The following is a 23988-nucleotide window of genomic DNA, read 5'->3' as shown; positions in this document are numbered from 1 at the left end:
GAGGGCGAGCGGTGGAGGTGAGAGTTCGGTACGCACCGTCTCCGACGGGGCTCCAGCACATCGGGGGTATTAGAACTGCTCTCTTCAACTTCTTGTTCGCGCGAGCGCATGCAGGCGTATTTGTCCTCCGTGTCGAGGATACTGACCGCAGTCGCTGCACTGCAGCGTTTGAGCAGAACCTTTACGATACGCTCCGTTGGCTTGGGGTCTCCTGGGATGAGGGGGGAGGGTGCCCAGAAACAGCGGTGAAGCAGGGCGCGCGGGGGGATGGCCGCTCTGTTGCTCACGCTGGTGGGGCCTATGGCCCTTACACGCAGTCTGCACGGACAGATCTCTACCGCGCGCAGGTGGCGCGGCTCGTTGAGACAGGGCAGGCGTATTATTGTTTTTGCGATGCGTCGCGGCTCGAGCGCGTTCGTAAGATCCGTACGCTCAACAGGATGCCCCCCGGTTATGACCGGCATTGCCGCGAGCTCCTGCCTGAAGAAGTTCGGGAATGTCTCGCATCCGGGGTTCCACATGTGATCCGCTTTAAGGTCCCCTTGGAAGGGAGTACTCATTTCCGCGATGCGCTGCTCGGTGATATCGAGTGGCAAAATGAGGAGATCAATCCAGACCCGATTTTACTGAAAAGCGACGGGTTCCCCACTTACCATTTGGCTAATGTGGTAGATGACCATGCTATGCGTATTACGCATGTTTTGCGCGCTCAGGAGTGGGTTCCCTCCACCCCGTTACACCTTCTGTTGTACCGTGCTTTTGGCTGGCAGCCCCCGCTCTTCTGTCATCTTCCGATGGTTATGGGGGCAGATGGGCACAAGTTGTCAAAGCGGCATGGAGCTACTAGCTGTGATGAGTTCCGCAACGCGGGGTATTTGCCTGAAGCGTTGCTCAACTATGTTGCAATGCTCGGTTGCTCGTACGGAGAAGGTCAGGATCTGTTCACGCGAGAGCAGCTGTGTGCGCACTTTTCTCTGTCGCGTTTAAATAAGTCACCGGCTGTTTTTGACTATAAAAAGCTTGCGTGGTTTAACGGTCAATATATCCGTGCAAAAAGTGACGAGCAGCTGTGTGCGCTCGTGTGGCCTTTCATTGCAAACGCCGGTGTGTGTGGCCACATTCCGGCAGATGTGGAAGCAGGAGCTGTGCGCACACGACGTTTTGCAGACGAGGCGCCGTGTGCGCCTACAGAAGCGCAGCGTTCCATGCTCATGCGAGTTATCCCGCTGATTAAGGAGCGGTTGCGGTTTCTAACCGATGCGCCGGAGTTGGTGCGTTGTTTTTTTCAAGAACCGTCTCTCCCTGAACAAGGGGTGTTTGTGCCGAAGCGCTTGGATGTTGCGCAGGTGCGCGCGGTACTGGTGCGCGCCAGGGGCCTGGTGCACGAAATAGTGAGTGCCAGTGAACCGGATGTTGAGGTGCTCTTGCGTGCTGAGGCAGAAAAGTTTGGAATAAAACTTGGTGATTTTCTCATGCCCATTCGCGTTGCGCTCACCGGTGCTACCGTGAGTGCCCCTCTGGTAGGAACTATCCGCATCCTGGGGGCGTCACGATCCTGTGCGCGTATTGAACACGTCATTCGTGAACGCTTTTCGGATGACAGTCAAGGAGTGGGAGGAGGCTGATATTCTCAGTTAACGCGGGCTATAGGGAAAAGAGGTATGCAGGGGATGTGTTCAAAGGCGGGCGCGATCTCTGTGAGGTCGCCGCGGGTGCTGACAGTATGCTAGACAGGGGGGAAGGTGAGCGGCGCGTCACCATGGAGAAGATTGTCGGTCTCTGCAAACGGCGTGGCTTTGTGTTTCCATCTTCAGAAATTTATGGTGGCCAAGGAGGTGTTTGGGACTACGGCCCTATGGGCATTGCGCTAAAAAACAATATTGCCCATGCCTGGTGGCAAGATATGACACGCCTACATGATCATATCGTCGGGCTGGATGCAGCAATCTTGATGCATCCAAACGTATGGCGGACGTCTGGCCACGTCGATCACTTCAGTGATCCTTTGGTTGATTGCACGGTGTGTAAAAGTCGCTTTCGCGCGGATCAGGTTGCCGTGCCGTCTGCCGGGGGACCCTGTCCTCAGTGTGGTGGGGCCCTCACGGGCGTGCGTAATTTTAACCTCATGTTCAGTACCCACATGGGTCCTACGGATGAGCGTGCCAGTTTGCTCTACCTGCGTCCTGAAACTGCGCAGGGGATTTATGTAAATTATAAAAACGTCCTGCAAACTACACGCCTGAAGGTGCCTTTTGGTATTGCCCAGATCGGTAAGGCGTTTCGCAATGAGATTGTCACAAAAAACTTTATTTTCCGTACGTGTGAATTTGAACAAATGGAAATGCAGTTTTTTGTGCGCCCCGCAGAGGATACTCACTGGTTTGAGTACTGGTGTGCACAGCGCTGGGCTTTTTACCAAAAGTACGGGGTGCGTATGAACCACATGCGTTGGCGTACCCATGCTGCACATGAGTTGGCTCATTATGCACGGGCTGCCTGTGACATTGAGTATGCATTCCCTATGGGCTTTAGGGAATTAGAAGGGGTGCATAACCGTGGTGACTTTGACCTGACGCGCCACGCGCAGCACTCGGGTAAAGACTTGTGCTATGTGGATCCTGATCCAAACCTGGATGCGGCAGCGCGTCGGTATGTGCCTTGTGTCGTTGAAACGTCTGCAGGATTGACGCGCTGCGTACTCATGTTTCTGTGCGATGCATACACAGAAGAATATGTGCAGGCGCCGAATGTCGCGTTTTCGGAAACGACACAGACAGCTGATCAAGAAGGTGCTGCACGTACGGGCGAGATGCGAATAGTGCTGAGGTTGCACCCTGCGCTTTCTCCCACCACTGTTGCTTTTTTGCCTTTGGTAAAAAAAGACGGATTGGTTGACCTTGCGCGTGCGGTGCGCGACGAGCTGCGTGAGGATTTTGCCTGTGATTTTGATGCAGCTGGCGCGATTGGAAAGCGCTACCGCCGTCAAGACGAGGTGGGTACTCCCTTTTGTGTCACAGTTGATTATCAGTCAAAGGAAGATGATACGGTTACGGTACGTCTGCGCGACAGCATGGCACAGCGCCGGGTCTCTCGTGCCTTTCTTGCAGAGTTTTTGCGCACAGAGATAAAACACTACCGGCGTCCCTAGGTTGTTGTCCGCTCTCTGCGCGCGGGGAAAATGTCACATATTACATCGCGAAGGAGCTCTCGTATGAAAGCGTATTCTTATGCAGTAGAGGATCGCTCGCTTCTCACTCCTTTTCTGTATCGCTTCTGTGTAGATCCGCTGTTACGCGTGGTGCCGTATCGAGTTCCGGCGAATCTCATTACGCTGTGCGCAAACGCCTGTATGCTGCTTGCATTTACCCATGCGTACTGCGGCTCGGTGGGGGGTACCTACGCGTATTGGTTTCTAGTTCCTGTGCTGTGTATTGTGTACCTGGTCGGAGATTGTCTTGATGGGCGCCAAGCTCGGAGAACGGGAACTGGTAGCCCCTTGGGAGAATATTTTGACCATTGTTTGGACACCTCTGTTGTAGGACTGCTGGCAGGAATTTTCGTGCTCGCGTTTCGTATACGCGAGCCATTTCTTTTGACGTGTATCTTTTTTGTTCCCGCGTTTGTGCAGATTTCAACCCTGTGGGAAAAGCTGCACCGCGGGGTGATGGTGTTTGCGCGCATTGGGTCAAACGAGATGGTAGTGCTGACCACACTCGGCGCATACGCTGGGTCGTTCGAAACACTGCGTGCGCTGTTCCTCACGCCGTTGTTTTTTTCCTGTACTCCTGCACAGGTATGTGTATCAGTGCTCTCAACGGGAGTGTGTATTTTTTCGTGTGCGGTGTTTTGGCGTATGCGAGTGTTTTCATGCGCACTTTTTTTGCATTTATCCCTTTTCTTCTTTCTCTGTGTATTTTCAAGTACGTATTTCCCCACGCAGATTGGATATATAACGGCACTGTGCACGTTATATCACATGCGATATGCAGAGCGCCTTCTGCGCGTCATTGTACAGGGGGAGGGAACTGCCCGTGTTGAGGTGTTGGTGCCACTTTTGTGCGGTGTGTTGTTTCTTTTTCCTCAGACAAGCTTTTGGGTGCAGCGGGCGCAGTGTAGTATTTTGGCACTTGAGGTGGGGGTGCACTTTGTACGATTTGTGTATGCTCATCGCTGTTATTGGCATTGGCTGAATCCTCTTCCAACACAGGAGTAGCGTGGTGCATGTGACGCTTTTGTACGGAGGCCGTTCTGCAGAGCACGATGTTTCTGTACGTTCTGCACGTTTTGTGGCGCGCACGTTGTGCTTACAACACACCGTAATGCTCATCGGTATTACCCGTCGTGGCGTGTGGTATGCGCAGCCTGCGTGTGCATTAGAGCAGTTGTGTACCGGCACTGTCGCGCTCAGTATTCAGGAAGATGAAAAGAGGCGCGTGTGTCTTGTCCCGGGAGGTGGTACTGCAGGCGCTTTTGTCATAGCGGGGATGCCGTGTGTCACGGATGTGGTATTCCCCGTATTGCATGGCAGTTATGGGGAAGATGGTACGGTGCAGGGTTTGCTTGAGATGCTGCAGGTGCCGTACGTGGGGTGTGGAGTGTGTGCAAGTGCTCTTGCGATGGATAAGGTAAAGGCAAAGATGCTATGGCAGGCGGCGGGACTTCCCGTTTTACCGTTTGTCTTTTTCCGTAAAGATGCATGGCGTATGCATATGCAAGAATTTGTTGCGCAGCTTGAAACACGCCTTGGCTATCCTCTTTTTGTAAAGCCAGCTCAAGCAGGCAGTTCCGTAGGAGCCAGTGCAGTGCAGACGCGTGCACCGCTTATCCCTGCGATTGAAGCGGCTTTTCAGTGGGATGAAGTGGTGTTGGTGGAGCGATATGTGCGCGCGCGAGAAATTGAATGTGCGCTCAGTGGGAACGGACCCTATACTGTACATGGGGCAGGAGAGGTGATTGCGCAGGGAGCCTTTTATGACTACGAGGAAAAATATGCTGATGCAAGTGTCGCGCGTGTACTCGTTACGGCTCCTCTTGAGACTGCCCAGTACGAACAGATTACCACACTTGCCCTGCGCGCATACGAAGCATTAGGACTCACGGGTCTGGCGCGGGTTGATTTTTTTCTGTTAGAAACGGGAGAAGTATATGTGAACGAAGTAAACACGATGCCGGGTTTTACGTCGATATCACTCTTTCCCCAAATATGTCAGGCTGCAGGTGTTGCACCGCAGGACTTAATGGCACAACTCCTTTCTTGCGCACGAGAGCGCTTTGCAGCGCGCGCCGCACTGAGCACCGACTTGCACGCCCACGTGTGTGCGCCCTCGGTGACTGCTGCACATGACCCCGATGCGCAAGGGGACGACTGGGACCAGAGGGACTCGAACCCCCTCCCTACTGCTTAGAAGGCAGTCGCTCTATCCGGGTGAGCTATGATCCCGTGGTACGCTGCGAGCAAAAACCCTGCAAGGGTGGATAAAAATATATAACGTGTCAACAATCCTAGAATGCTGTGCTGTAGCTCCGACTGCTTATCGGGTGCACCGTTTTTTGTTATAATGGCGCGCATGTCTTTTGTTCATTTGCATGTTCACTCAAATTATTCACTGTTGGATGGAGCTTCTTCATTGCAGCGGCTAGTGCGTACTGCAAAGTCGCTGGGACAAGAAGCGCTTGCGCTTACCGACCATGGGAATATGTTTGGTGCGTTGCATTTTCAAAAAGTTTGTTCTGCTGAGGGTATCAAAGCGATTATCGGATGTGAGCTCTACGTGGCACCCGAAAGTCGCTTTGATCGCAGTGAGCATACTATCGGTCGCAGATACTATCACCTCATCGTGCTTGCTAAGAATGAGACGGGATATCGAAATCTAATGGTTCTATCCTCCAAAGCCTATATCGAGGGTATGTACTACAAACCACGTGTGGATGACGAGCTTCTGGCCCAGCATGCAGAAGGGCTCATTTGTCTTTCTTCTTGTCTTGCCGGACAGCTTCCTTATCTGTTATTGCAGGGCAGAAAAAGGGAGGCAGAAGAACACGCGCGCAAATACCGAGCGCTCTTCGGTGTAGATAATTACTTTATTGAGGTGCAAGATCATGGACTTGATGAAGAGAAGAAAGTAGCACCGCTTTTGATTGAGCTTGCATGTAGGCTCGGCATTCCGTTGGTGGTTACAAACGACGTGCATTATGCGGAGCAGGAAGACTCTGTTGCACAAGACATTCTGCTGTGCATTGGAACGAAGAAGAATCGCTCCGATCCCAATCGGCTTAAATTTAAAACAGACGAGTTCTATTTAAAGTCTTCTGAAAAAATGGCTCAGCTGTTTCCCCACTATCCTGAAATGGTGCTGAATACGGTGCGCATTGCACAGAGATGTAATGTGCGGATTCCTCAGCCTGGCCCGCTGCTTCCGCTCTACCAGATTCCTCATGAGTTTTCCAGCAAGGAACACTATATTCGCCATCTGGTCCATCGAGGTTTGTATGATCGCTATGCAGTAGTGAGCGAAGAAATTAAGGCGCGTGCTGATTATGAACTAGATGTTATCGTGAGGATGGATTTTGTTGGCTACTTTTTGATCGTGTGGGATTTTATTACGTGGGCAAAGGAGCATGATATTCCTGTTGGTCCGGGGCGGGGGTCTGGAGCAAGTTCTATTGTTGCATATGCGTTAAAAATTACCGACATCGATCCCCTTAGATATAAGTTGCTTTTTGAAAGATTTATGAATCCTGAGCGTATTTCTATGCCCGATTTTGACATCGACTTTTGTTTTGAGCGCAGACAAGAAGTGATTGAGTATGTGCGTGCGAGATATGGAAATGACAATGTTGGGCAAATTATTACGTTCGGAACACTTAAGCCAAAGGCGGCGATTCGTGATGTAGGGCGCGTGTTGGATATTCCGCTTTCGGAAGTTTTGATGATTACAAAACTGATGCCTGATGATCCAAAACTGACTTTTAAAAAAGCGTATGAATCTGAACAATTAGCGCAAATGAAGCAGGAGCCGCGCTATGCTGAATTGTTTCAAATAGCAGAAAAGCTTGAAGACACCAATCGAAACACTAGTTTGCATGCAGCAGGTATCGTTATTGGTAAAACGGCGCTCACTGATTATGTACCGCTCTACAAGGATTCTAAGACGGGAAAAATTAGTACCCAGTTTGGTATGGATTTAATTGAAGACTGTGGATTAGTGAAGATGGACTTTCTTGGGCTAAAAACACTTACGCTCATCCAACGGACGCAGAATCTCGTACGACGTAAAGGGGGTAAGTACACAACGTTTTCGATATCGGATATCAGTGATCAGGATCCTACGACTTTTTCTATGTTGGCGGAAGGAAAATCTGCTGCAGTGTTTCAGTTTGAAAGTCGCGGTATGCAAGGCATCCTCAAGCGTGCAAAGCCCAGTAAGATGGAGGATCTAATAGCGTTGAATGCATTGTACCGACCTGGGCCGATGGCATTCATTGATCAATATATTGAATCGAAACGTGATCCTGGGAAAATAAAATACCCTGATCCGTGTTTGGAAGACATCCTTTCAGAAACATATGGGGTAATAGTATACCAAGAGCAGGTTATGCAGGTGGCACAGCGCATTGCAGGTTTCTCGCTGGGAGAAGCAGATATTCTGCGCCGTGCGATGGGAAAGAAAAAGCTTGCAGTGATGCAGGAAAAGAAAAAGGAGTTTGCTGAGCGTGCAGAGAAACAGGGTTTTGATAAAAAGCATGCTGAGAATATTTTTGAAATTCTTATTCCTTTTGCAGGGTATGGGTTTAATAAAAGTCACGCCACTGCATATTCAGTGGTTGCCTATCAAACTGCATTTCTAAAAGCAAATTTTCCCGCCGAGTTTATGGCTGCGAACCTTTCAAACGAAATTAATTCTGCAGAAAAATTACCACTCTACATGGCTGAAGCAGAAAAGATGGGTCTGTCCATTCAGAAACCGGATGTCAATGCTTCTGAACCTTATTTTAGTGTTTGTGAAGGGTGCATTGTGTATGGGTTGTTGGGTATTAAAGGTTTGGGTGAGCAGGTTGCGTTTGACGTTTTTGATGAGCGTATTCGCAACGGTCCTTACACCTCCTTTGTAGAGGTGCTGGATCGAGTTCCTGCAACCTCGTTAAATAAAAAAAATGCCGAAATAATGATTAAGGCTGGATGTTTTGACCGGTTCGGGGTAACTCGCGCAAGTCTTACAGCGCACCTCGACGATGCAATGAAATATGTTGCGCGAAAAAAGGCGGTTACAAGTTCTAGACAAGCAAGCCTTTTTGACGAAACGGATTTAGGAGAATGTTCTGAATACACCTTTCCGGTTATGGAAGAATGGTCCCAGAGGGAGAGACTCCGTATAGAGAAGGAACTGATGGGGTATTATATTTCTGGTCATCCTCTTGATGAATATCGAAGTGTGATAGGAGAAAAGGCGACATTGGATTTAGGACATATTGAAAATGCTCGTTCTGAAAATAAATACCTGATTGTGGGAGTGCTGAATGCTATTCACCCGTATACAACTAAGTCAGGAAAGAATATGGCTTTTGGCTCTTTTGAGGATCTCCATGGCTCTGTAGACATAGTTGTGTTTCCTGTGCTGTGGGAGGAGCATCGCGCGCAGTTCTTGCCAGAAACTATTATGGGGTTGGTGGGAACTGTAGACTTTTCTAAAGAAACCCCGGCGTTCTTGGTAGATTCTGTCATTGACTTGGAACAATTACGGTTTGCTCAGGTTAAAACTATTCTGGCTGGATCGGAGCATAGGCGTGTATCGTCAGGAGAGAAAACTCCACTGCAGAAACGTGGCGTTTCGCAGGAAGTGCACATCGAGGTGAGTTCTCACGTTCGTGCGCATGCACAGTTTAAATCGTTGTATGAGATTTTGAGTGCACATACAGGAGGCTCGGGTGAAGTGTTTCTTCACATGCATGTGGATGACCGTACGTACGTGGTGTACGTTCCTTCGTGTAAGGTATCTGCCACTGAGGTATTTGCGCAGCAATTAAAAGGTAATGAGAGTTTTGTCCAAATTCTAAAGGAGTGCGTGCAATGAGTTCTGTTCTATCTACACTCTCGGCATTATTGTCAGTGTATGCGCTCCTGTGTACGGCACGCGTATTTCTCTCGTGGGTGCCCCATCTTTCACATTCACCCCTGGGGGAATTCTTATCTGCGATATGTGAGCCGTACCTGTCCTGGTTTAGGAGATTTTCGTTTATGCGTGTTGGTACGGTGGACTTTTCTCCCATGATTGCGATTGGGGTGCTCACCATACTCTCAAACACTGTCGGAACTATTTTCCTTGTCGGTTCGGTTTCTGTGTTAAAGTTACTGCTGCAAATGCTGATGCTGTTGCTGTTGCTGTGGTCGTTGTGCAAGTTTGTGTTGGAGTTTTTATTGATTCTTTTTGCTGTTCGATTTGTTTCCGATCGTATGAATGTAAATGTTCATACGTTATTTTTTGTGATGATGGATAGGATATTAAATCCGGTACGTGTTGCGTTGACCGCTCCGTTTAAGTTCCTTGATTTGAGTTACCGTGCGTCCTTGCTCTTGTGTGTTCTTGTGATATTGTGCGCGCGGGTTCTTGGAGGTTTTTTTGTGAATGTAGTGGTGCGGTACTTTTTGACTGGAACACTGCACGTGGCAGTGATGTAATCCGTCGCTTTGAGACAAAGGACTGATATCCCTATTCACTGTAGGCAGTGTTATTCGTCGAAATATGTATTGCCTGAAGAAATTATTCGGGACGGAGGGATTTGAACCCTCGATCTTCCGGTCCCAAACCGGGTGCCCTAGCCCCTAGGCCACGTCCCGTACGCTTGACACTGTGTGTTAAGAATGGATAGGCTGTCAACGGTTACCTGCGAAAAAGTCTCGATTCTTGTGTGGGAGATTGGATGGGCACGTTTGTGGTGTCACTGCCTGGTGGGCGCCGAGAAAAGTTTTCCGAGTGCGTTCCAGCGCGCGTCCTCTTTGAGCGATTTTTTGGCACAGAATCGTCTGTGTATGGTTTGATGTGTAACGGTACACCGGTACTGCCATGCCAGGTGATAGGCGCCGACGCGGTAGTTGAGCCGGTTCGTGAGGATACGGTGTTAGGGGCCGCTCTGTACCGTAGGACTGCGCGTTTGCTGTTTGCCACAGCGTTTCACTCGGTGTATCCGCATGTGCGATTGTTTGCAGGGTATCGAGTGCAGGGGGGATATTGCTACCGTACCGAGGGTGCGTGCGCAGATGACCTGGATGTTTCGTTGGTAGTGCGTAGGATGAAGGCGCTTGTGGCGCAGGATGCGCCCATTCACATGCAGTATATGACGCGTCGGGAAGCCTTGAATCTGTTTACGCAGTGGAATTTTCCATATTCACATCATTATATTCTGGGTTCGTACCGGACTGTGTTTTTAACGCAGGTACTGGACGGTTTTTCTGCGTTGTTTTTTCAGCCGCTCATGGCTTCTGTAGGGAGGCTCACCGTCTTTGAGGTGCGGATGTGTGCTGAGGGTTGTCTGTTGCGTTTCCCTGAAGGTGGACAACGCCACATCATTTCTCAGCACAACGCGTCGCCACAGTTTGTGGTAATGTATCGGAGGCATCGGCAGCAAGAAGAACAGACAAAAATATGCTCAGTAGGACAGTTGAATGCGTGCATTCAGTCTGGTGATGTTGCAACTTGTGTTGACATGGCTGAGGCGGCGCACAATCGGCAGATTGAGTGTTGTGCCACAGAAATTGCACGAAGGGACAGCGTGCGCGTGGTGTCGATAGCAGGACCGTCAGGTTCTGGAAAGACAACGATTGCAAAAAAACTTTCAGTGCAGCTGCAAGTACTTGGTTACGATCCGCATGTGATTAGTCTTGATGATTACTATGTGGGGATTGAGCGCACGCCGTGTGACGCGGAAGGTAATCCTGATTTTGAGTGCGTCGAAGCCTTAGATCTTCCCCTGATTAATAAGTTGTTTTTGGATCTCTTGCAGGGGAAGCGTGTTGCACTTCCTTCGTATAATTTTAAAACAGGGAAACGAGAGTACCGGGGGCGGGAAGTACAGTTTGGTGAGCGTTCGCTGCTTATTATTGAGGGCATACATGGCTTGAACGATCGGCTCATCTCGTTGATGAACCGGCGAGTTGTATTTCGGTTGTACGTCTCTGTGTTCATGCATTTGTGCTTGGATGAACAGCACAGGGTTTCGGCGTCTGATGGAAGGTTGTTGCGGAGGGTTGTGCGCGACGCGCAGTTTCGCGGTATTTCTGTCGAAAAAACACTTGAAATGTGGCAACGGGTGCGTGCAGGTGAAGAGCGCTATATTTTCCCTTTTCAGCACCGTGCAGACATGATGTTTAACAGTGCATTGGTTTATGAGTTTGCAGTGTTAAAGCGCCGTGCACAGGAAGTTTTAAGCACGGTTTCTTCTGCTTGTACCACGTATAGGGAAGTCCGCAATTTGCGTGCCTTGTTGGAGCAGTTTTGTTCGTTGTCTGATGTGCATGTTCCGGGTCAGTCGATATTAAGAGAATTTATTGGGCAAAGCGATTTTTGCTATTGTCTGTAGCGAGTGCTTTTATAATGCAGGGTATGGCGACACAAAGTGACGCGTGCAGAAGGGAAGTGGTGCTTCGAGTGTTATGACGCTGTATGAATATTATTTGATATTTCCTGATGGAGAATGTCGGGAGATATCAGGACCTCCCTGTGAGAGGAGTCTTCTTGACATGAATGGACATCCGTTGAGAGTTCCCCTGTCTTCGAATAGAGTGATCGCGTACCGCGTCGCGGGAAAGCGCACTGTTGCAGGTGGTCGGGGGGTAGTCGGCATATGGTACACGCTCGAGCAGCTTGACGCACTCGAGCTGCTCGAGTACGTCTCGGGGCCTCTTGGCCAGCGATGACGATTAACACGTGTCGGGAAACGGGGCTCCATAGAGCGCTGAAGGACTACTTTAGTCCTCGTGGTTCTCGGCAGGAAGTAGAGCTTCGCGGGTCGATCTGCGATGTCGTCCATCCGGACGGGACGATTGTCGAAGTTCAAACGTCGGGGCTAGGACGCCTGGAGGCAAAGCTGAAGAAGCTCCTCCCTTACCACCAGGTGATGGTGGTGTATCCGGTCTCCAGACGTCTGTATATTAGAATGCTGAACGAGGATGGCAGCGAGCGGCATTACCGCAAGAGCCCCAAGGAGGGTTCGTTCTTCCAAATATACCGGGAGATCGGCAGACTGCACGACCTGCTCGACCACGAGCACCTTTCTCTCCATATCGTGTACATACACAGCGAGGTCATCAAGGTCGACGACCGGAAGGGGAGAAGTAGGTACAAGAAGCCGCGCATAGTCGACAGAAAACTCCTCGAAGTGCAGAGCTCAGAAGAATTCCGCAACAAGGGGTCCCTCGCGCAACCTCTCCTGTCAAAGCTACCTGAAATCTTCTGCTGCGATGACCTGGCGCAAACGGGCACAGGCGTGCACTGCCGCTACGCCCTGCGGTTTCTGAGGAGGAACGGGATGGCCACCCCGCACTCGAAGCGCGGCAGGACAAAACTCTACCGGAAGGAACCGCCGGGGGACAATCGATCACCTCCTCCCTGGCAAGAGCCACATGGGGAAGGCTTAGCAGAAAAGCTAAGCCCGGGCCCGGCCAGGTAGACGCACTCGCTCATCCTTTACCAGGCATCAGACATGTCATCAGGCTCGCGCGATTCCACGTCGTAAAGGTCAGTGACCACCCTCAGGTCATCGAAATACACGTAATAATTGCCATACGCCTCGAGAGGATCGCAGTCTACGCGGAAGCCTACGATATTCAGCCCAGACTGGTTAGGGAAACGGCGGCTCTTCTGTACGATACCCGTCTTCCCATCAACATGCTGAGGGGGGATTGCGACACTCATGAGCTTCCAGCCGGAAAAATCGAGCTGTCCCATGTGCAACTCAAAGCGCTGTCCCCAGAAATCCTCCAGCAAGAGACTGAGCGAGTGCGGGTATCCGCGCCCAGCCACCCACACGCTCACTGTCTTTGCGACACCCTCAACGGGCAACGGCTTAACGGAAGAAACCTCAAAACTGTTGTACCCTCGCCGGTAAAACGAAACCTTCGCGCCAAACACCTTAGAGTCGGGAATCTTCATATCCCCTTCCTCGGGGATAGGGCGCTTTCTGGCAGGTCCACCCTCAAACAGGCGCCCCTTTATAGTCCCTTCGTCAGAAGACATGGAGACAACCCAGGTCCCTTCATTCTCAAACTTATCTACGGACACTTCCTTGAGGCGTTGCGCAGCAGCATACATCCCTATGCGAGATGGATCGGCAACATCCCTGCTCCCAGCCGCCTCCTGCGCATGGGCAGAAAAAACCAACACCCCTACACTCACCACCGCTATCTTCTTCATTTGCCGCTCTCTCCTTCCTCCTTGAACTGAGCATTTCTCAACTCGTGTCCATCGTAAAAGTCGATATGCATGTTAGCAAGCGCCTTGAACTGGTCAAAGAACACGTAGAAATCATCCACCCGCTCTGATGGGCTAGTACGGATCCTGAAACCGACAAAACTCAGGTGTTGCGCGCTCCCCAAATAGCGCGACGTCTGTGGGATGTGTGTGGGAACCGAAACACTAAGGTTCTTCCACCCTTGGAAGTCGAGGTTGCCTATTAGGAGGGTGTGGACTCGTCCCGTGCAGTCCCTAACCAAAGCCTCGAGCGAGTACTGATAACCTGCACCCCACACCCACACGTCGAACCCACTGACCACCCCACGCAGGGGGATCTCGTAATCGCTACCACCCTTAGTCGGAATTAGGTCCAGCCAGTTATTCCCCTGTCGATTGAACTTGCACTCTACTCCGATGAACCGGGCTTCCTTGTCCTTCCCTTGCCACGAGCCCGCCATGCGCACCGCCTGTGGCATGCCCTCGAAATACTTGAGGATAGGGAAGCCCTTTGTGATGAACTTGCTCCCCGCAGCACGCCAGGCGAGACCCTGATCCTCGGAGGCACCGTCAAAGTCATCTATGAAGTATGCCTGGTAATTGACCTTCGACCTTTGCGCCGCAAGGGGGGACACCAAAAACGCGCACGTCAGCGCAAAGCCCGCCACCATAAAACAGCCCTGTTTCATTCGCAAACTCCTTTTCACCACCCCTAACGCCTCGCAGGCGCCAGCTCGCCGCATTCTAGCGCATGGAGAAATAGCTTGTCAAACCTCCCGCGTGGTACCTGTCCAAATCGTCTTGCTGCCGTTCCAACGCCTGCGTGTGGACTCAAGCCTTCGCGCTTCGGTTGACTAGAGCGTCCCGATCGCCCTACCATGCCCCTCTTGCCGAGGGTGGCACGCTTCTCTATTTCGTGACTCTTCTCGAAGCAATCCTAACAAAGGGGGTTCTCATGACTAGTTACAAGGCACTCGGTTTGGTGAATACCAAGGACCTGTTCGCAAAGGCAGTAAAGGGCGGATACGCGATCCCTGCGTATAATTTTAACAACCTGGAACAGCTCCAGGCAATCATACAGGCGTGTGTTGAAACGCGTTCTCCCGTCATTCTGCAGGTTTCTTCCGGTGCGCGCAAGTACGCAAATGCGACGCTCCTGCGCAATATGGCACGCGGCGCAGTTGAGTATGCCCATGAGCTCGGCGTTGATATTCCCATTGTTTTGCATCTGGACCATGGTGACAGCCTAGAGCTGTGCATTGACTGCATAGAGAGTGGCTTTTCGTCTGTGATGATTGACGGTTCGGCGTTGCCGTACGACGAGAATGTAGCGCTAAGCAGGAAGGTGTGCGAGTATGCCCATGCGCGTGCGGACTATGTCACCGTGGAAGGGGAGCTTGGGGTACTCGCTGGTGTGGAAGACGATGTAGTGGCAGAGAAGAGCCACTACACTATGCCTGACGAAGTTGAGGACTTTGTGAAAAAAACGGGGGTGGATTCCCTTGCCATCTCCATCGGAACAAGTCACGGGAGAGCAAAGTTTACGCCAGAGCAGTGTACGCGCAATGCTGATGGAGTGTTGATCCCCCCTCCGCTACGTTTTGACATCCTCGCAGAGATAGAAAAGCGTATTCCTGGCTTTCCCATCGTGCTGCACGGTGCTTCGTCTGTGCCCGTTGAGTACGTACGGGAGGTTGAAAGGTACGGTGGAAATCTGCCGGATTCTGTGGGTATTCCAGAAGAGCAGTTGCGGAAAGCTGCCAAAAGCGCGGTGTGCAAGGTGAACATTGACTCGGACGGTCGCCTCGCTATGACTGCAGCTATACGCAGGGTGCTGACCACCAAGGTAGATGAGTTTGATCCGAGAAAGTATTTGGGTCCTGCGCGCGATGAGCTTAAGAAGTTGTACATGCACAAAAACAAGGAAGTGCTCGGAAGCGCCGGCCGCGCATAGAGCCAGCAGGTGCGAGCCGTCCAGTAGCCTGCGGAGCTGCAGACCACTGGACGGTTTTTTATTTCACTAAAAAGTAAAGCGCTCGGGAAAGGTGCCGAGACTCCTGGCTAGAGGAGTGGGCGATGGACCGAGAGCGGGCTTTGCACCGGGCAGGGCAGGTGGAGGCAATTCTTGTTGCGCAGATTGAGCTTGTTGGCCAGGTGATACAGGTCCAGCGTAGTGTGTACGAGTCGCTGCGCACACGTGCGTGGGAGCATGTAGAATCCTTTGTCAGCCGTGCACAGGCGCTGAGTCGTGAGTTCTTGCATCTCGATAAACGGTGTTTCTTACTTCTCCAAGAGGTTCGGCCGTACGGTGACGCGCCGGTTGACTTTGATTCCTTCTTTGCCTATTTGAGGCGCGCGGATGTCAATGTGCACGATGCGGTCGTCGCTCTCTATAGGACGCTGCGTAGCAAAGTTGCCTCTTCAAAAAATGAGCACGATGCAATCCAACACTATCTGACTCACGCGCGTGGTCTGGCACACGCGCTTGTCAGCGCCCTTACGTGTGAACAGCAGGGCAGCTCCTATACGAAGGACGGATGTCCAGTCCGTTGTGCGCCTGGAAGTCTTGTCTTTGATCGTGTGCTGTAGGGTGCGGTACCTCGGGGGAGGAGCAGAGCGCGAGTATCCACAGGGCGAGAGGGAGGTTCCTGATGGGGCTGCTGCGCGTACCCTCCATTCTTATAGGGAGAACACATGTCGACATTTGCATCTATAGAACTTGGAAAGCGTGCTCTTTACGCGCATAAGCAATCTGTACAGACTGCAGGACACAACGTGTCGAATTCTTCCACGCCGGGGTATAGCCGCCAGCGAGTAAACCTCGATTCGTTCGAGCCGCTGTACCGTCCTGATCTTTCTCGCGCTCAGCTGCCTGGTCAGATAGGACAAGGGGTCACCATCGGTTCTATCGCGCGTTTGCGTGACCAGCTCCTCGATAGTCGCATTGTGTCTCAGACAGACGAACAGGGGTATTGGAGCACGCGTGATGCGTATGTGCGTCTTTTAGAGCAGGTGTATAATGAGCCGGAGGATATTGCAGTTCGTACCAGGCTGGACCAGTTTTGGGATGGCTGGCAGGAACTGTCTGTGTATCCTGAAGCCCGTGCAGCGCGTCAGGTTGTGCTCACGCGTGCACAGACGCTAACGGATGCCATTCATCATCAGTATAGAGGTCTTGTCGGTATTCGCGATATGCTCAACGCGGATATTGAGGCAACGGTTGAGCAGGTGAATGATCTCCTTGCCAAAATTGCTCAATTAAATGAACAGATTGTGAAGTCAAAAGCGATGGGTGATAATCCTAATGATCTTTTAGATCGACGTGATACGTTGGTGGAAAGTCTCGCGCACCGCATTGAGGTCAGGGTGGACGTGCGTGATGAGGATGAGTCCTACGTTATTCACAGTGCGGGATTAGAAGTTGTGCAGGGGAAGAGTTATAAGACACTTGGGCTTGTCAGTGGAACAACGCCTGAAGGATATGTGTCCGTGGTGTGGAAGGACTCAGGGGATCGTGCGCACTTTTCTGGGGGTAAGCTTGCAGCGTTGATAGAACTGCGTGACACAGACGTGCGCGATGAGCTGCGCAAGCTCGATACTATGGCTATGAACTTTGTAGATCTGGTAAATAACGTACACCGTAACGCAATGGGGCTGAATGGAAAGACAGGACTCGATTTTTTTAAGGAACAGTACTTTATCAACAATGTTGACGGGAATTTTGATCGGGATGGGGATGGGCAGTACGATTCTTCGTACATATTTCGAATCAGCGGTGCACACGCGCTCGATGCCCGTGAACAGGTGGGGTTGACGGGGGTGATCACTTTGTCTGCCGCAGACGGTACAGTCGAGGTGCCGTACGCCGCCACCGACATGGTGGCAGATGTGGTGGCGCGTATCAATCAGGCGAATGCGGAAGTGACCGCCTACTTGGATCAGAATCATAAATTGGTATTAAAGGCGACTACCGCGCATAACTCTGATAATCCTGATTTTGTCATTAGACATGTGGAGGATTCTGGGCGTTTCCTTGCAGGTTACGCAGGATTGCTTGCAGCAAGCGGGGCAGAGGGTGCCTTTGATTGGCAGAGAGCGGACGCGATTGCAGCGTTAGATCAGGCAGGAGCGCAACATGCGGTTTCTCCTATCGCTCATCCTGCAGGGTGGATGGAACTTAATCCGGCTGTGCTGTCTGATGTGTATAGTGTGGCTGCAGGATATCCGAGTGCGGAGGGACTCCCTCATGCGGGGGATAACCGGGCGGCGCTTGCAATCGCATCGTTGAGAAATAGCCCGGTTATGATTGGCAATCGACACACGTTTGACGAGTTTTTTGCAGAAGTGACAACAGCAATCGGTCTTAAGGGAGAACAGGCGGAGCGTTCGATGCAAATGCACGCTGCAATTCTCAAGGAGCTCACAGATATGCGTGATGCGACGTCGGGAGTGAATATTGATGAAGAGTTGGCGGACATTATTAAGTTTCAGCACGGCTATAATGCGTCTGCGCGTTTTATTGCGGCGGTGAATGAAATGCTCGACACCGTCATCAATCGTATGGGTGTTTAATTTTCAGATAGTGCACGGTATGAGGAAGGGAGGATGGGCGTGAAGCGTATCAGCTCACACATGCAGGGCACAGACAGTGCCTTTTTCTTAAGGGAGCAGGAAAGTAGACTACGGAAGGTAAACAATCAGCTTGCAACGCAGCGTAGGATCCAGCAGCTTCGCGATGATCCGCTCGCTGCAGGTCATTCTGTGAGGTACAAGTCGTCCCTGGCGCGTTTAGATCGCTTTGAGAGAAACACGAAAACTTTACGTGACCAGTATCAAATCGCCGAGGGGTTTATGACTTCTGCGCTGAACGTAGTACAGCGTCTTCGGGAAATGGCTGTCGCAGGAGCGAACGGAACCTATACTCCTGACGATTTAAAAAAAATGGCGAGTGAAGCAGATGAGCTTTTACAGGAGCTGGTGCACAATGCAAATGCAGTGAGCGCAGATGGGGTGCGGGTATTTAGCGGTACCAAAGTTTTCACAGAGCCCTTTGAAACGGTCATGGGGAATGTTGAGGGATTAGGGTCTGAAGTGATCACTCAGGTACGCTATCACGGTTCTTTAGATCCTAAGAACGTGGAAATTGACGAGCACAGCTATGTGGGTACCCACCAAGCGGGCAGTCGCGTGTTCTGGGCAGAGCGGCAAATTCTTCTCTCCTCGGTTGACGCGCGCGCCTACGTCCTGCAGCAGGATGCGCGTGTTACGGTCGACGGGGTCAGCATCCCCTTGGTCGCAGGGGATAACGTGTACGCTATTATTTCTAAAATTAATGATTCAGGCGCGGCAGTCCGTGCGTACCTTGACCCGGTTACCAACGGTTTGAATATGGAGACATCTGACGCCAGGCAGTTGTGGTTGCAAGATGAGGACGAGGCAAACGTGTTTGCCTCGTTGGGTTTGATTACCGAAGGGCAGCGTCCGCCGTACAATGTGTCAGCAGGTGCACGGGTTTCAGGCGGGTCCATTTTTGACATGGCCATTGCGGTGCGCAATGCCCTGCTTGCAGGTGATCAAGAGTCGCTCGGGGGTAAGATTTTAGGAAGTGCAGATGGTGCAGTTGACAACCTTTCACTGCGTCTTGCCGAGACAGGAGCGCGGTACGCACGTGCACAGGCAACACTTGCACGTTTTAATAGCCACATTCCGAATGTGGTTGCAGCGGAGTCTCGTGAGTCTGATATTGATTTGACGCAGGCGATTACGGATTTGAAAATGTTTGAGTATACGCACCAAGCAACGCTGAGTACGGTGGGCTCTTTGTATAAGCACACGCTCTTGGATTATTTGCGGTAGGGGAAGGAGCCGCACGCTATGGAGATTCAGACGAAGACGCTCGGTACACAAACGGTTGAGGCACACCAGATTATTACGTTGGAGCGTGGTCTCTATGGTTTTGAGAAATATCATCGCTTTGCGTTATTTGATGCAGTGCAGGTTCCGTTTATTCATATGCAGTCCTTAGACGATCCGGCGTTGTCCTTCATTGCTATTGATCCGTTTTTGTTTCGTCCGGACTACGAATTGGACATTGACGATGTATTGTTGCAGCCGCTCGATATTTCTTCTCCTACCGACGTCTTGGTGTTCGCGTTGGTGACCATTCCTCCCGATGGATCTGCGGTGACTGCAAATTTGCAAGGTCCCTTGATTGTGAACAAGAAAAACCGCAAGGCGATGCAAGTGGCGATGGGTGGCGATCGGTGGAGAACGAAGCACGATATCGTCGCCGAAATGGCAGAAAGAAGGGCGCAGGAACAATGTTGATCCTTTCGCGCAAGACAAATCAGAAAATCTTTATTGGGGACTCGATTGAACTGACTATTATTGAGATTCGCGGCGATCAGGTAAAAGTCGGTGTGGAAGCGCCGCGTTCGGTGAAAATATTCCGACAAGAGGTATACGAAGAGATCCAGAGAGAGAACCGCGCTGCGTCCGACTCCCCCTGGTCTCCTAACTCATTGCCTCAGTTGCCTGTGTAGTTGCAGAGGATACCCATCCCTCGGGGTGGGAGTGTTTTGCGCGGATGACTGAGTTCACCTAAATCGCACCGCGTTCCAGTGCGCATTGTAGTGTTCGATTGCTGCCCCCACATCTGTTTTTAGCGTTCCTCGCTCGAGGTCATGCTCGCTGTAGTATGGAGTCTTCTTCTGATATGCTGCCGCTTCCCGGTGGATAGTTGAAGGGAATCCAAAGGTGTCCAAAAACTCCGCGTAGTGTGCAGGCTCTAGGAAGAAGTTGATAAACGCATGGGCAAGGTCGCGATTGCGTGCCCCCTTGGGAATGCAAAAGCTGTCTACGTACACTGGGCTGGCGACATCTTGTGGTATAAAGAAGTCTATATGTTCGTGCATTGCCTCAGGAGTCTCTGCAAAGAAGGCCTCTGCAAAGCCATGAGCTACAACAAAGTCTCCCGATGCAAATGACTTTGCGTATCCGTCCGAATCAAACTTTACCAAGTTTGGTTTCCAGTGGTCGGTGACAAGTATTGCTGCCTGCGCAAGCTCTTGTTCGTTTTTTGTGTTTACGTTGTAGCCAAGTGAAGCAAGTGCAGCACCCATTACTTCGCGCATATCGTCCATCATGCTCATACGATACGCCAGGTCTTTGCGTGAGAAGATAGACCACGTGCGCGCGTATGACGGAACTGCTTTTTTGTTTACCGCAATGCCTGCCGCTCCAAGATAATACGGCACCGAATATTCCATTTTTGGATCGTAGGCTATGCGAGCACGGACACTCTCTTTGATAAACTGTACGTTGGGAATCTTGGATAGGTCAATTTTTTCCAACAGATGCTTGCGTTTCATGATGCTGACAAAGTCACCCGAAGGGACCACTAAATCATAACCACTTGCACCAATGCTCAGTTTTGCAAACATATCTTCATTTGAAGCGTAATCATCATAGACTACCTGCACGTTATACTGTTGTTCAAACTTTTTAATGAGGGACGTCGGGGTGTAGTACGTCCAGTTATACAGGTACAGGACATCCTGTCGTGTCTGCAGGCATGATCCCATCCAGAGGGAGAGAAAAAGGAGAGAAAGAATGCGCGAACTGCTCACACAAAAACGTTTCATGCTTTGCTCCTTACGAGATTGTTTGCAGAAAGTAGTTACTTAGAATGGACTATTGTTTTTAAAGAATTGCGCAGGAGGTAGGCGACCCCTACAATCCCTGCCATCATGATCAGGGAAAGGGCATTGATGATAGGAGAGACCCCATAGCGGATCATTGAAAACACATACAGGGGGAGTGTGGTGGAGCCCGGTCCTGCAACGAAAAAGGTGATGACAAAATCTTCCAGAGAAAGGGTTACTGAAAGTAAAAAGCCAGACAGTATGCCTGGCATGATGGCAGGGATCACGATTTTTCCTAGCGCTTGCCACTCGTTTGCACCTAAGTCTTGCGCCGCCTCTATGAGAGAGAGGTCAAAGGTGTCGATGCGAGTAAGGATGAGCAGGAGCACGAAGGGCAGACAAAAGGTGATATGAGCGGTGATGATGCTTGCGCGCCCCAGCGGCAGGCGTACTAGGGAGAAAAAAACGAGCATTGCCATACCTGTGATAACCTCAGGGAGCAGCATGGGCAGAAGGCTCATTACCTGCGCATATAGCCGGCCTGAGAAACGATACCAACGAATTGCGATGGCAGCGGCAGTCCCCACAATTGTTGCTACAAGTGCAGAAACAGATGCTATAAGCACGCTATTAAGAAAGGAAGACCACAGTTTTTCTGAATAAAAGAATAGCTCTGTGTACCAGCGCAGCGAGAAACCGGTCCAGATAAGGGATTTATCCTTGTTGAAGGAAAAAAGCGCAATAACTGCAAGCGGCAGAAATAGGAACGAGACAACTGCCGCCAGCAGCACAGCAGAGAAGGAACACCGTAGGGGAGTGCGTGCGCGCGTGTGGATCAGACGGCAATTAGGCATATGAGCGGCGTCCTCCGCAAGGGGGAGGTGTTGTATTGCAGGCACCGCTTTCTGCAAGTATCCAGAGTACTCCTACCCCCCCTGCGAGGGTAACGAGCATCGCGAAGGCCGAAGCGAGTGGCCAATTTCCCACGATACGTACCTGGTCCACAATTGCGTTTCCGATAAGGTAGGAATCCTTTCCTCCCACCAGGAGGGGGACGGTGTAGGAACCGAAGACAGGAATGAAGGTAAAGAACACGGCGGTGGCAATGCCGGTTTTGATGTTGGGAAGCAACACGCGGATAATGGCACCCGTGGGGGTAGAGCCTAGATCGCATGCAGATTCAAGGAGGGAGAAATCGAAGCGATCGATAGCGGCGAAAATAGGAAAGATAGCGTAGGGCAGGAACATATAGGTGAGCACCACAATGACTGCCCCGTTATGGTACAGGAGCGGAAGACTTCGAGTAATAAAACCAAGCGACTTGAGTGCTTCGTTCAAAAACCCCTGGTTCCCCAGGATAGTGATCCAGGCGTTTATCCTGATGAGAGAATTGGTCCAAAAGGGGACGATAATTAGGAACAGGAAGAACGTTTGCCTCCGGCTGCGAGAGAGCGCGTAGCCTGCAGGAAGTGCCAGGAGCACGCACAAACAGGTGACGCCTGTACTGATAAGCAGGGTGCGAGCCAGCAGTGCGCCATAGCCGGAGGTAAGGACTTGCGCATACGCCCGGATGGAAAACTTCCACACAACGCCTCCGTACAGGCCCTTTTGCAAAAAGCTGTACACAGCGACCACCGTAAGGGGGCACAGAAAGAAGACTGTAAGCCACGCAGACAAGGGGAGCGTGCACCAAAAACCTAAACTGCCTACGGTACGGCGTCGCGCCACGCGCAGCCGGCTGCTCACGACTCGATGTCCTCAACCACGTAGCCGTCGTGTGCAGACCAGGACACGTAAACAGTGTCCTTCCACGCAATCTCAGGGCCAGTGTCGAGATACTTCTGGTGTTGCTGAAACACTTGGATAATAGCGCCACTTTCTAACTGGACGAAAAACTTAGATTGGAACCCTGCATATACAGGCTCCTCTACAAAACCGCGAAAAACATTGAGCGGCGCACTGGTGGTACCCGGCTCTTCAAGGGAAATGTGGATCTTCTCTGGGCGAACGGTGAAACACACCCGCCTGCCAGGATCGATAGGGTTATCGGCGGTTACGGTGAGCGTACGGTCAAGTTCCGGAACCTGGAGACTGAGCATAAACTCTTCGTTTTCAATGGCGGTGCAGGAGACGACAGTTGACAGGAAGCTATTAGTTTCCCCAATAAACTTAGCGACAAAGTCAGTCGCAGGTTGCTCATAAATCTCGTAGGGAGTACCGATCTGCAGGATCTTTCCTTTGTTCATGACGGCGATGCGGTCGGAGACGGACAGAGCCTCGCTCTGGTCATGGGTGATAAAAACGAAGGTAATGCCCGTCTGATCGTGGAGTGTATCGAGCTCTATGAGCAAATTGGAGCGAAGTTTTGCATCCAGGGCAGAAAGCGGCTCGTCAAGCAGGAGCACCCCTGGCTCGCACACGAGTGCACGGGCAATGGCGACGCGCTGTTGTTGGCCACCTGACAGCTGATGGGGTTTCTTGTGCAGGTGCTCGTCCAGCTGTACCAGGTGAAGGTACTCGTGCACGCGCTCGCGGATGAGGTTCTTTGAGAGGCGTTTGAGCCTGAGGGGGAAGGCGATGTTCTCGTACACGGAAAGGTGAGGAAAGAGGGCATACGACTGGAAAACGGTGTTAGACCTCCGCTTATTTGCACCAACACCGAGCACACTCACGTGGTCGAAGGTCAAGTCTCCTGAGTCCGGCTGTTCAAACCCTGCAATGATACGCAAAAGCGTGGTCTTTCCGCAGCCTGAAGGACCGAGGATGGAGAAAAACTCTCCCTGCCGAATGTGAACGGTGGCACGGTCAACGGCGAGGCAGTGACCGTATGCTTTTGAGACCTGGTCGATGGTGACGGCGCATCCTTTCACGGTCTGTCGCACTCCTTCTCATTGCGGAGGCCG

Annotated in this window: 21 protein-coding genes and 2 tRNA genes; 15 read left to right on the top strand and 8 right to left on the bottom strand. The window is 51.4% G+C overall.

Going from position 1 to position 23988, the window contains the following annotated elements; translation table 11 throughout:
- Positions 1-11: 11 nt before the first annotated feature.
- The 4 genes from gltX (at position 12) to TPANIC_RS05335 (ending at position 5405) form a co-directional block, all read left to right on the top strand.
- Complete coding sequence (gene gltX / locus TPANIC_RS03335; RefSeq protein WP_010882118.1) at positions 12-1625, top strand: glutamate--tRNA ligase; 1614 nt, start codon at positions 12-14, stop codon at positions 1623-1625.
- Between the two features lie 134 nt (positions 1626-1759).
- Entirely contained in the window at positions 1760-3148 is a 1389-nt protein-coding gene (locus tag TPANIC_RS03330; protein WP_010882117.1) for a glycine--tRNA ligase, read from the top strand.
- 63 nt (positions 3149-3211) lie between these two features.
- Complete coding sequence (locus TPANIC_RS03325; protein WP_014342533.1) at positions 3212-4213, top strand: CDP-alcohol phosphatidyltransferase family protein; 1002 nt, start codon at positions 3212-3214, stop codon at positions 4211-4213.
- Position 4214: 1 nt separating this feature from the next.
- Entirely contained in the window at positions 4215-5405 is a 1191-nt protein-coding gene (locus tag TPANIC_RS05335; RefSeq protein ID WP_010882115.1) for a D-alanine--D-alanine ligase family protein, read from the top strand.
- Here TPANIC_RS05335 and TPANIC_RS03320 read toward each other — a convergent pair.
- A tRNA-Arg gene (locus tag TPANIC_RS03320) sits at positions 5367-5440 on the bottom strand. The two genes, TPANIC_RS05335 and TPANIC_RS03320, sit on opposite strands and share 39 nt — an antisense overlap.
- Before the next feature lie 118 nt (positions 5441-5558).
- Here TPANIC_RS03320 and dnaE point away from each other — a divergent pair.
- A complete protein-coding gene (dnaE, locus tag TPANIC_RS03315; protein WP_010882114.1) occupies positions 5559-9071 on the top strand; it encodes a DNA polymerase III subunit alpha in 3513 nt (1170 codons plus the stop codon).
- Positions 9068-9676: a YggT family protein gene (locus tag TPANIC_RS03310; RefSeq protein ID WP_010882113.1), complete on the top strand. Its 609-nt coding sequence runs from the start codon at positions 9068-9070 to the stop codon at positions 9674-9676. Before dnaE ends, TPANIC_RS03310 begins: the two co-directional genes overlap by 4 nt.
- Positions 9677-9762: 86 nt before the next feature.
- Here TPANIC_RS03310 and TPANIC_RS03305 read toward each other — a convergent pair.
- Positions 9763-9835, bottom strand: a tRNA-Pro gene (locus TPANIC_RS03305).
- 83 nt (positions 9836-9918) lie between these two features.
- Between TPANIC_RS03305 and TPANIC_RS03300 the strand changes: the two genes are divergently transcribed.
- From TPANIC_RS03300 to TPANIC_RS03290, 3 genes are read left to right on the top strand one after another with little or no spacing between them, the layout of a single operon-like run.
- Entirely contained in the window at positions 9919-11574 is a 1656-nt protein-coding gene (locus tag TPANIC_RS03300) for a nucleoside kinase (RefSeq protein WP_014342816.1), read from the top strand.
- A gap of 43 nt (positions 11575-11617) precedes the next feature.
- Positions 11618-11911 (top strand): hypothetical protein, encoded by a 294-nt coding sequence (locus TPANIC_RS03295; protein ID WP_010882111.1) that lies wholly within the window; start codon positions 11618-11620, stop codon positions 11909-11911.
- On the top strand, positions 11908-12663 hold the full coding sequence (locus TPANIC_RS03290) for a DUF8091 domain-containing protein (RefSeq protein WP_010882110.1): 756 nt from the start codon (positions 11908-11910) through the stop codon (positions 12661-12663). Before TPANIC_RS03295 ends, TPANIC_RS03290 begins: the two co-directional genes overlap by 4 nt.
- Positions 12664-12680: 17 nt before the next feature.
- On the opposite strand, the gene TPANIC_RS03285 is transcribed toward TPANIC_RS03290, so the two are convergent.
- On the bottom strand, positions 12681-13406 hold the full coding sequence (locus TPANIC_RS03285; protein WP_010882109.1) for a flagellar filament outer layer protein FlaA: 726 nt from the start codon (positions 13404-13406) through the stop codon (positions 12681-12683).
- Positions 13403-14131 (bottom strand): flagellar filament outer layer protein FlaA, encoded by a 729-nt coding sequence (locus TPANIC_RS03280; RefSeq protein ID WP_014342815.1) that lies wholly within the window; start codon positions 14129-14131, stop codon positions 13403-13405. The genes TPANIC_RS03285 and TPANIC_RS03280 overlap by 4 nt, the downstream gene beginning before the upstream one ends.
- A gap of 266 nt (positions 14132-14397) precedes the next feature.
- Here TPANIC_RS03280 and TPANIC_RS03275 point away from each other — a divergent pair, with 266 nt between their 5' ends.
- The 6 genes from TPANIC_RS03275 (at position 14398) to csrA (ending at position 19984) form a co-directional block, all read left to right on the top strand.
- Positions 14398-15396: a class II fructose-bisphosphate aldolase gene (locus TPANIC_RS03275; RefSeq protein WP_010882107.1), complete on the top strand. Its 999-nt coding sequence runs from the start codon at positions 14398-14400 to the stop codon at positions 15394-15396.
- A gap of 122 nt (positions 15397-15518) precedes the next feature.
- Positions 15519-16031, top strand: coding sequence for a hypothetical protein (locus tag TPANIC_RS03270; protein WP_010882106.1), 513 nt, complete (start codon positions 15519-15521; stop codon positions 16029-16031).
- A gap of 105 nt (positions 16032-16136) precedes the next feature.
- The gene (gene flgK, locus TPANIC_RS03265; protein WP_010882105.1) at positions 16137-18014 is read left to right on the top strand and encodes a flagellar hook-associated protein FlgK; all 1878 of its coding nucleotides are present in this window, start codon (positions 16137-16139) and stop codon (positions 18012-18014) included.
- Between the two features lie 33 nt (positions 18015-18047).
- Positions 18048-19298 (top strand): flagellar hook-associated protein 3, encoded by a 1251-nt coding sequence (locus TPANIC_RS03260; RefSeq protein WP_010882104.1) that lies wholly within the window; start codon positions 18048-18050, stop codon positions 19296-19298.
- 18 nt (positions 19299-19316) lie between these two features.
- Entirely contained in the window at positions 19317-19769 is a 453-nt protein-coding gene (locus TPANIC_RS03255) for a flagellar assembly protein FliW (protein ID WP_010882103.1), read from the top strand.
- On the top strand, positions 19763-19984 hold the full coding sequence (gene csrA / locus TPANIC_RS03250) for a carbon storage regulator CsrA (RefSeq protein WP_010882102.1): 222 nt from the start codon (positions 19763-19765) through the stop codon (positions 19982-19984). The genes TPANIC_RS03255 and csrA overlap by 7 nt, the downstream gene beginning before the upstream one ends.
- Positions 19985-20038: 54 nt before the next feature.
- Here csrA and TPANIC_RS03245 read toward each other — a convergent pair whose 3' ends face one another.
- Genes TPANIC_RS03245 through TPANIC_RS03230 form a run of 4 tightly spaced genes read right to left on the bottom strand, consistent with a single transcriptional unit; the run spans position 20039 to position 23967 of the window.
- Positions 20039-21085 carry an extracellular solute-binding protein gene (locus TPANIC_RS03245; RefSeq protein WP_010882100.1) on the bottom strand — a complete coding sequence of 349 codons (1047 nt, stop codon included), beginning with the start codon at positions 21083-21085 and terminating at the stop codon, positions 20039-20041.
- Between the two features lie 35 nt (positions 21086-21120).
- Positions 21121-21939: an ABC transporter permease gene (locus TPANIC_RS03240; RefSeq protein WP_010882099.1), complete on the bottom strand. Its 819-nt coding sequence runs from the start codon at positions 21937-21939 to the stop codon at positions 21121-21123.
- Positions 21932-22831, bottom strand: coding sequence for an ABC transporter permease (locus tag TPANIC_RS03235; RefSeq protein WP_010882098.1), 900 nt, complete (start codon positions 22829-22831; stop codon positions 21932-21934). The genes TPANIC_RS03240 and TPANIC_RS03235 overlap by 8 nt, the downstream gene beginning before the upstream one ends.
- Positions 22828-23967, bottom strand: coding sequence for an ABC transporter ATP-binding protein (locus tag TPANIC_RS03230; RefSeq protein ID WP_010882097.1), 1140 nt, complete (start codon positions 23965-23967; stop codon positions 22828-22830). Before TPANIC_RS03230 ends, TPANIC_RS03235 begins: the two co-directional genes overlap by 4 nt.
- Between the last annotated feature and the right edge of the window lie 21 nt (positions 23968-23988).

Source organism: Treponema pallidum subsp. pallidum str. Nichols (assembly GCF_000410535.2).
GTDB classification, from domain to species: Bacteria; Spirochaetota; Spirochaetia; order Treponematales; family Treponemataceae; genus Treponema; species Treponema pallidum.
Note: the sequence above shows the minus strand (reverse complement) of the source record. Positions and strands in the feature narration are given on the sequence as shown.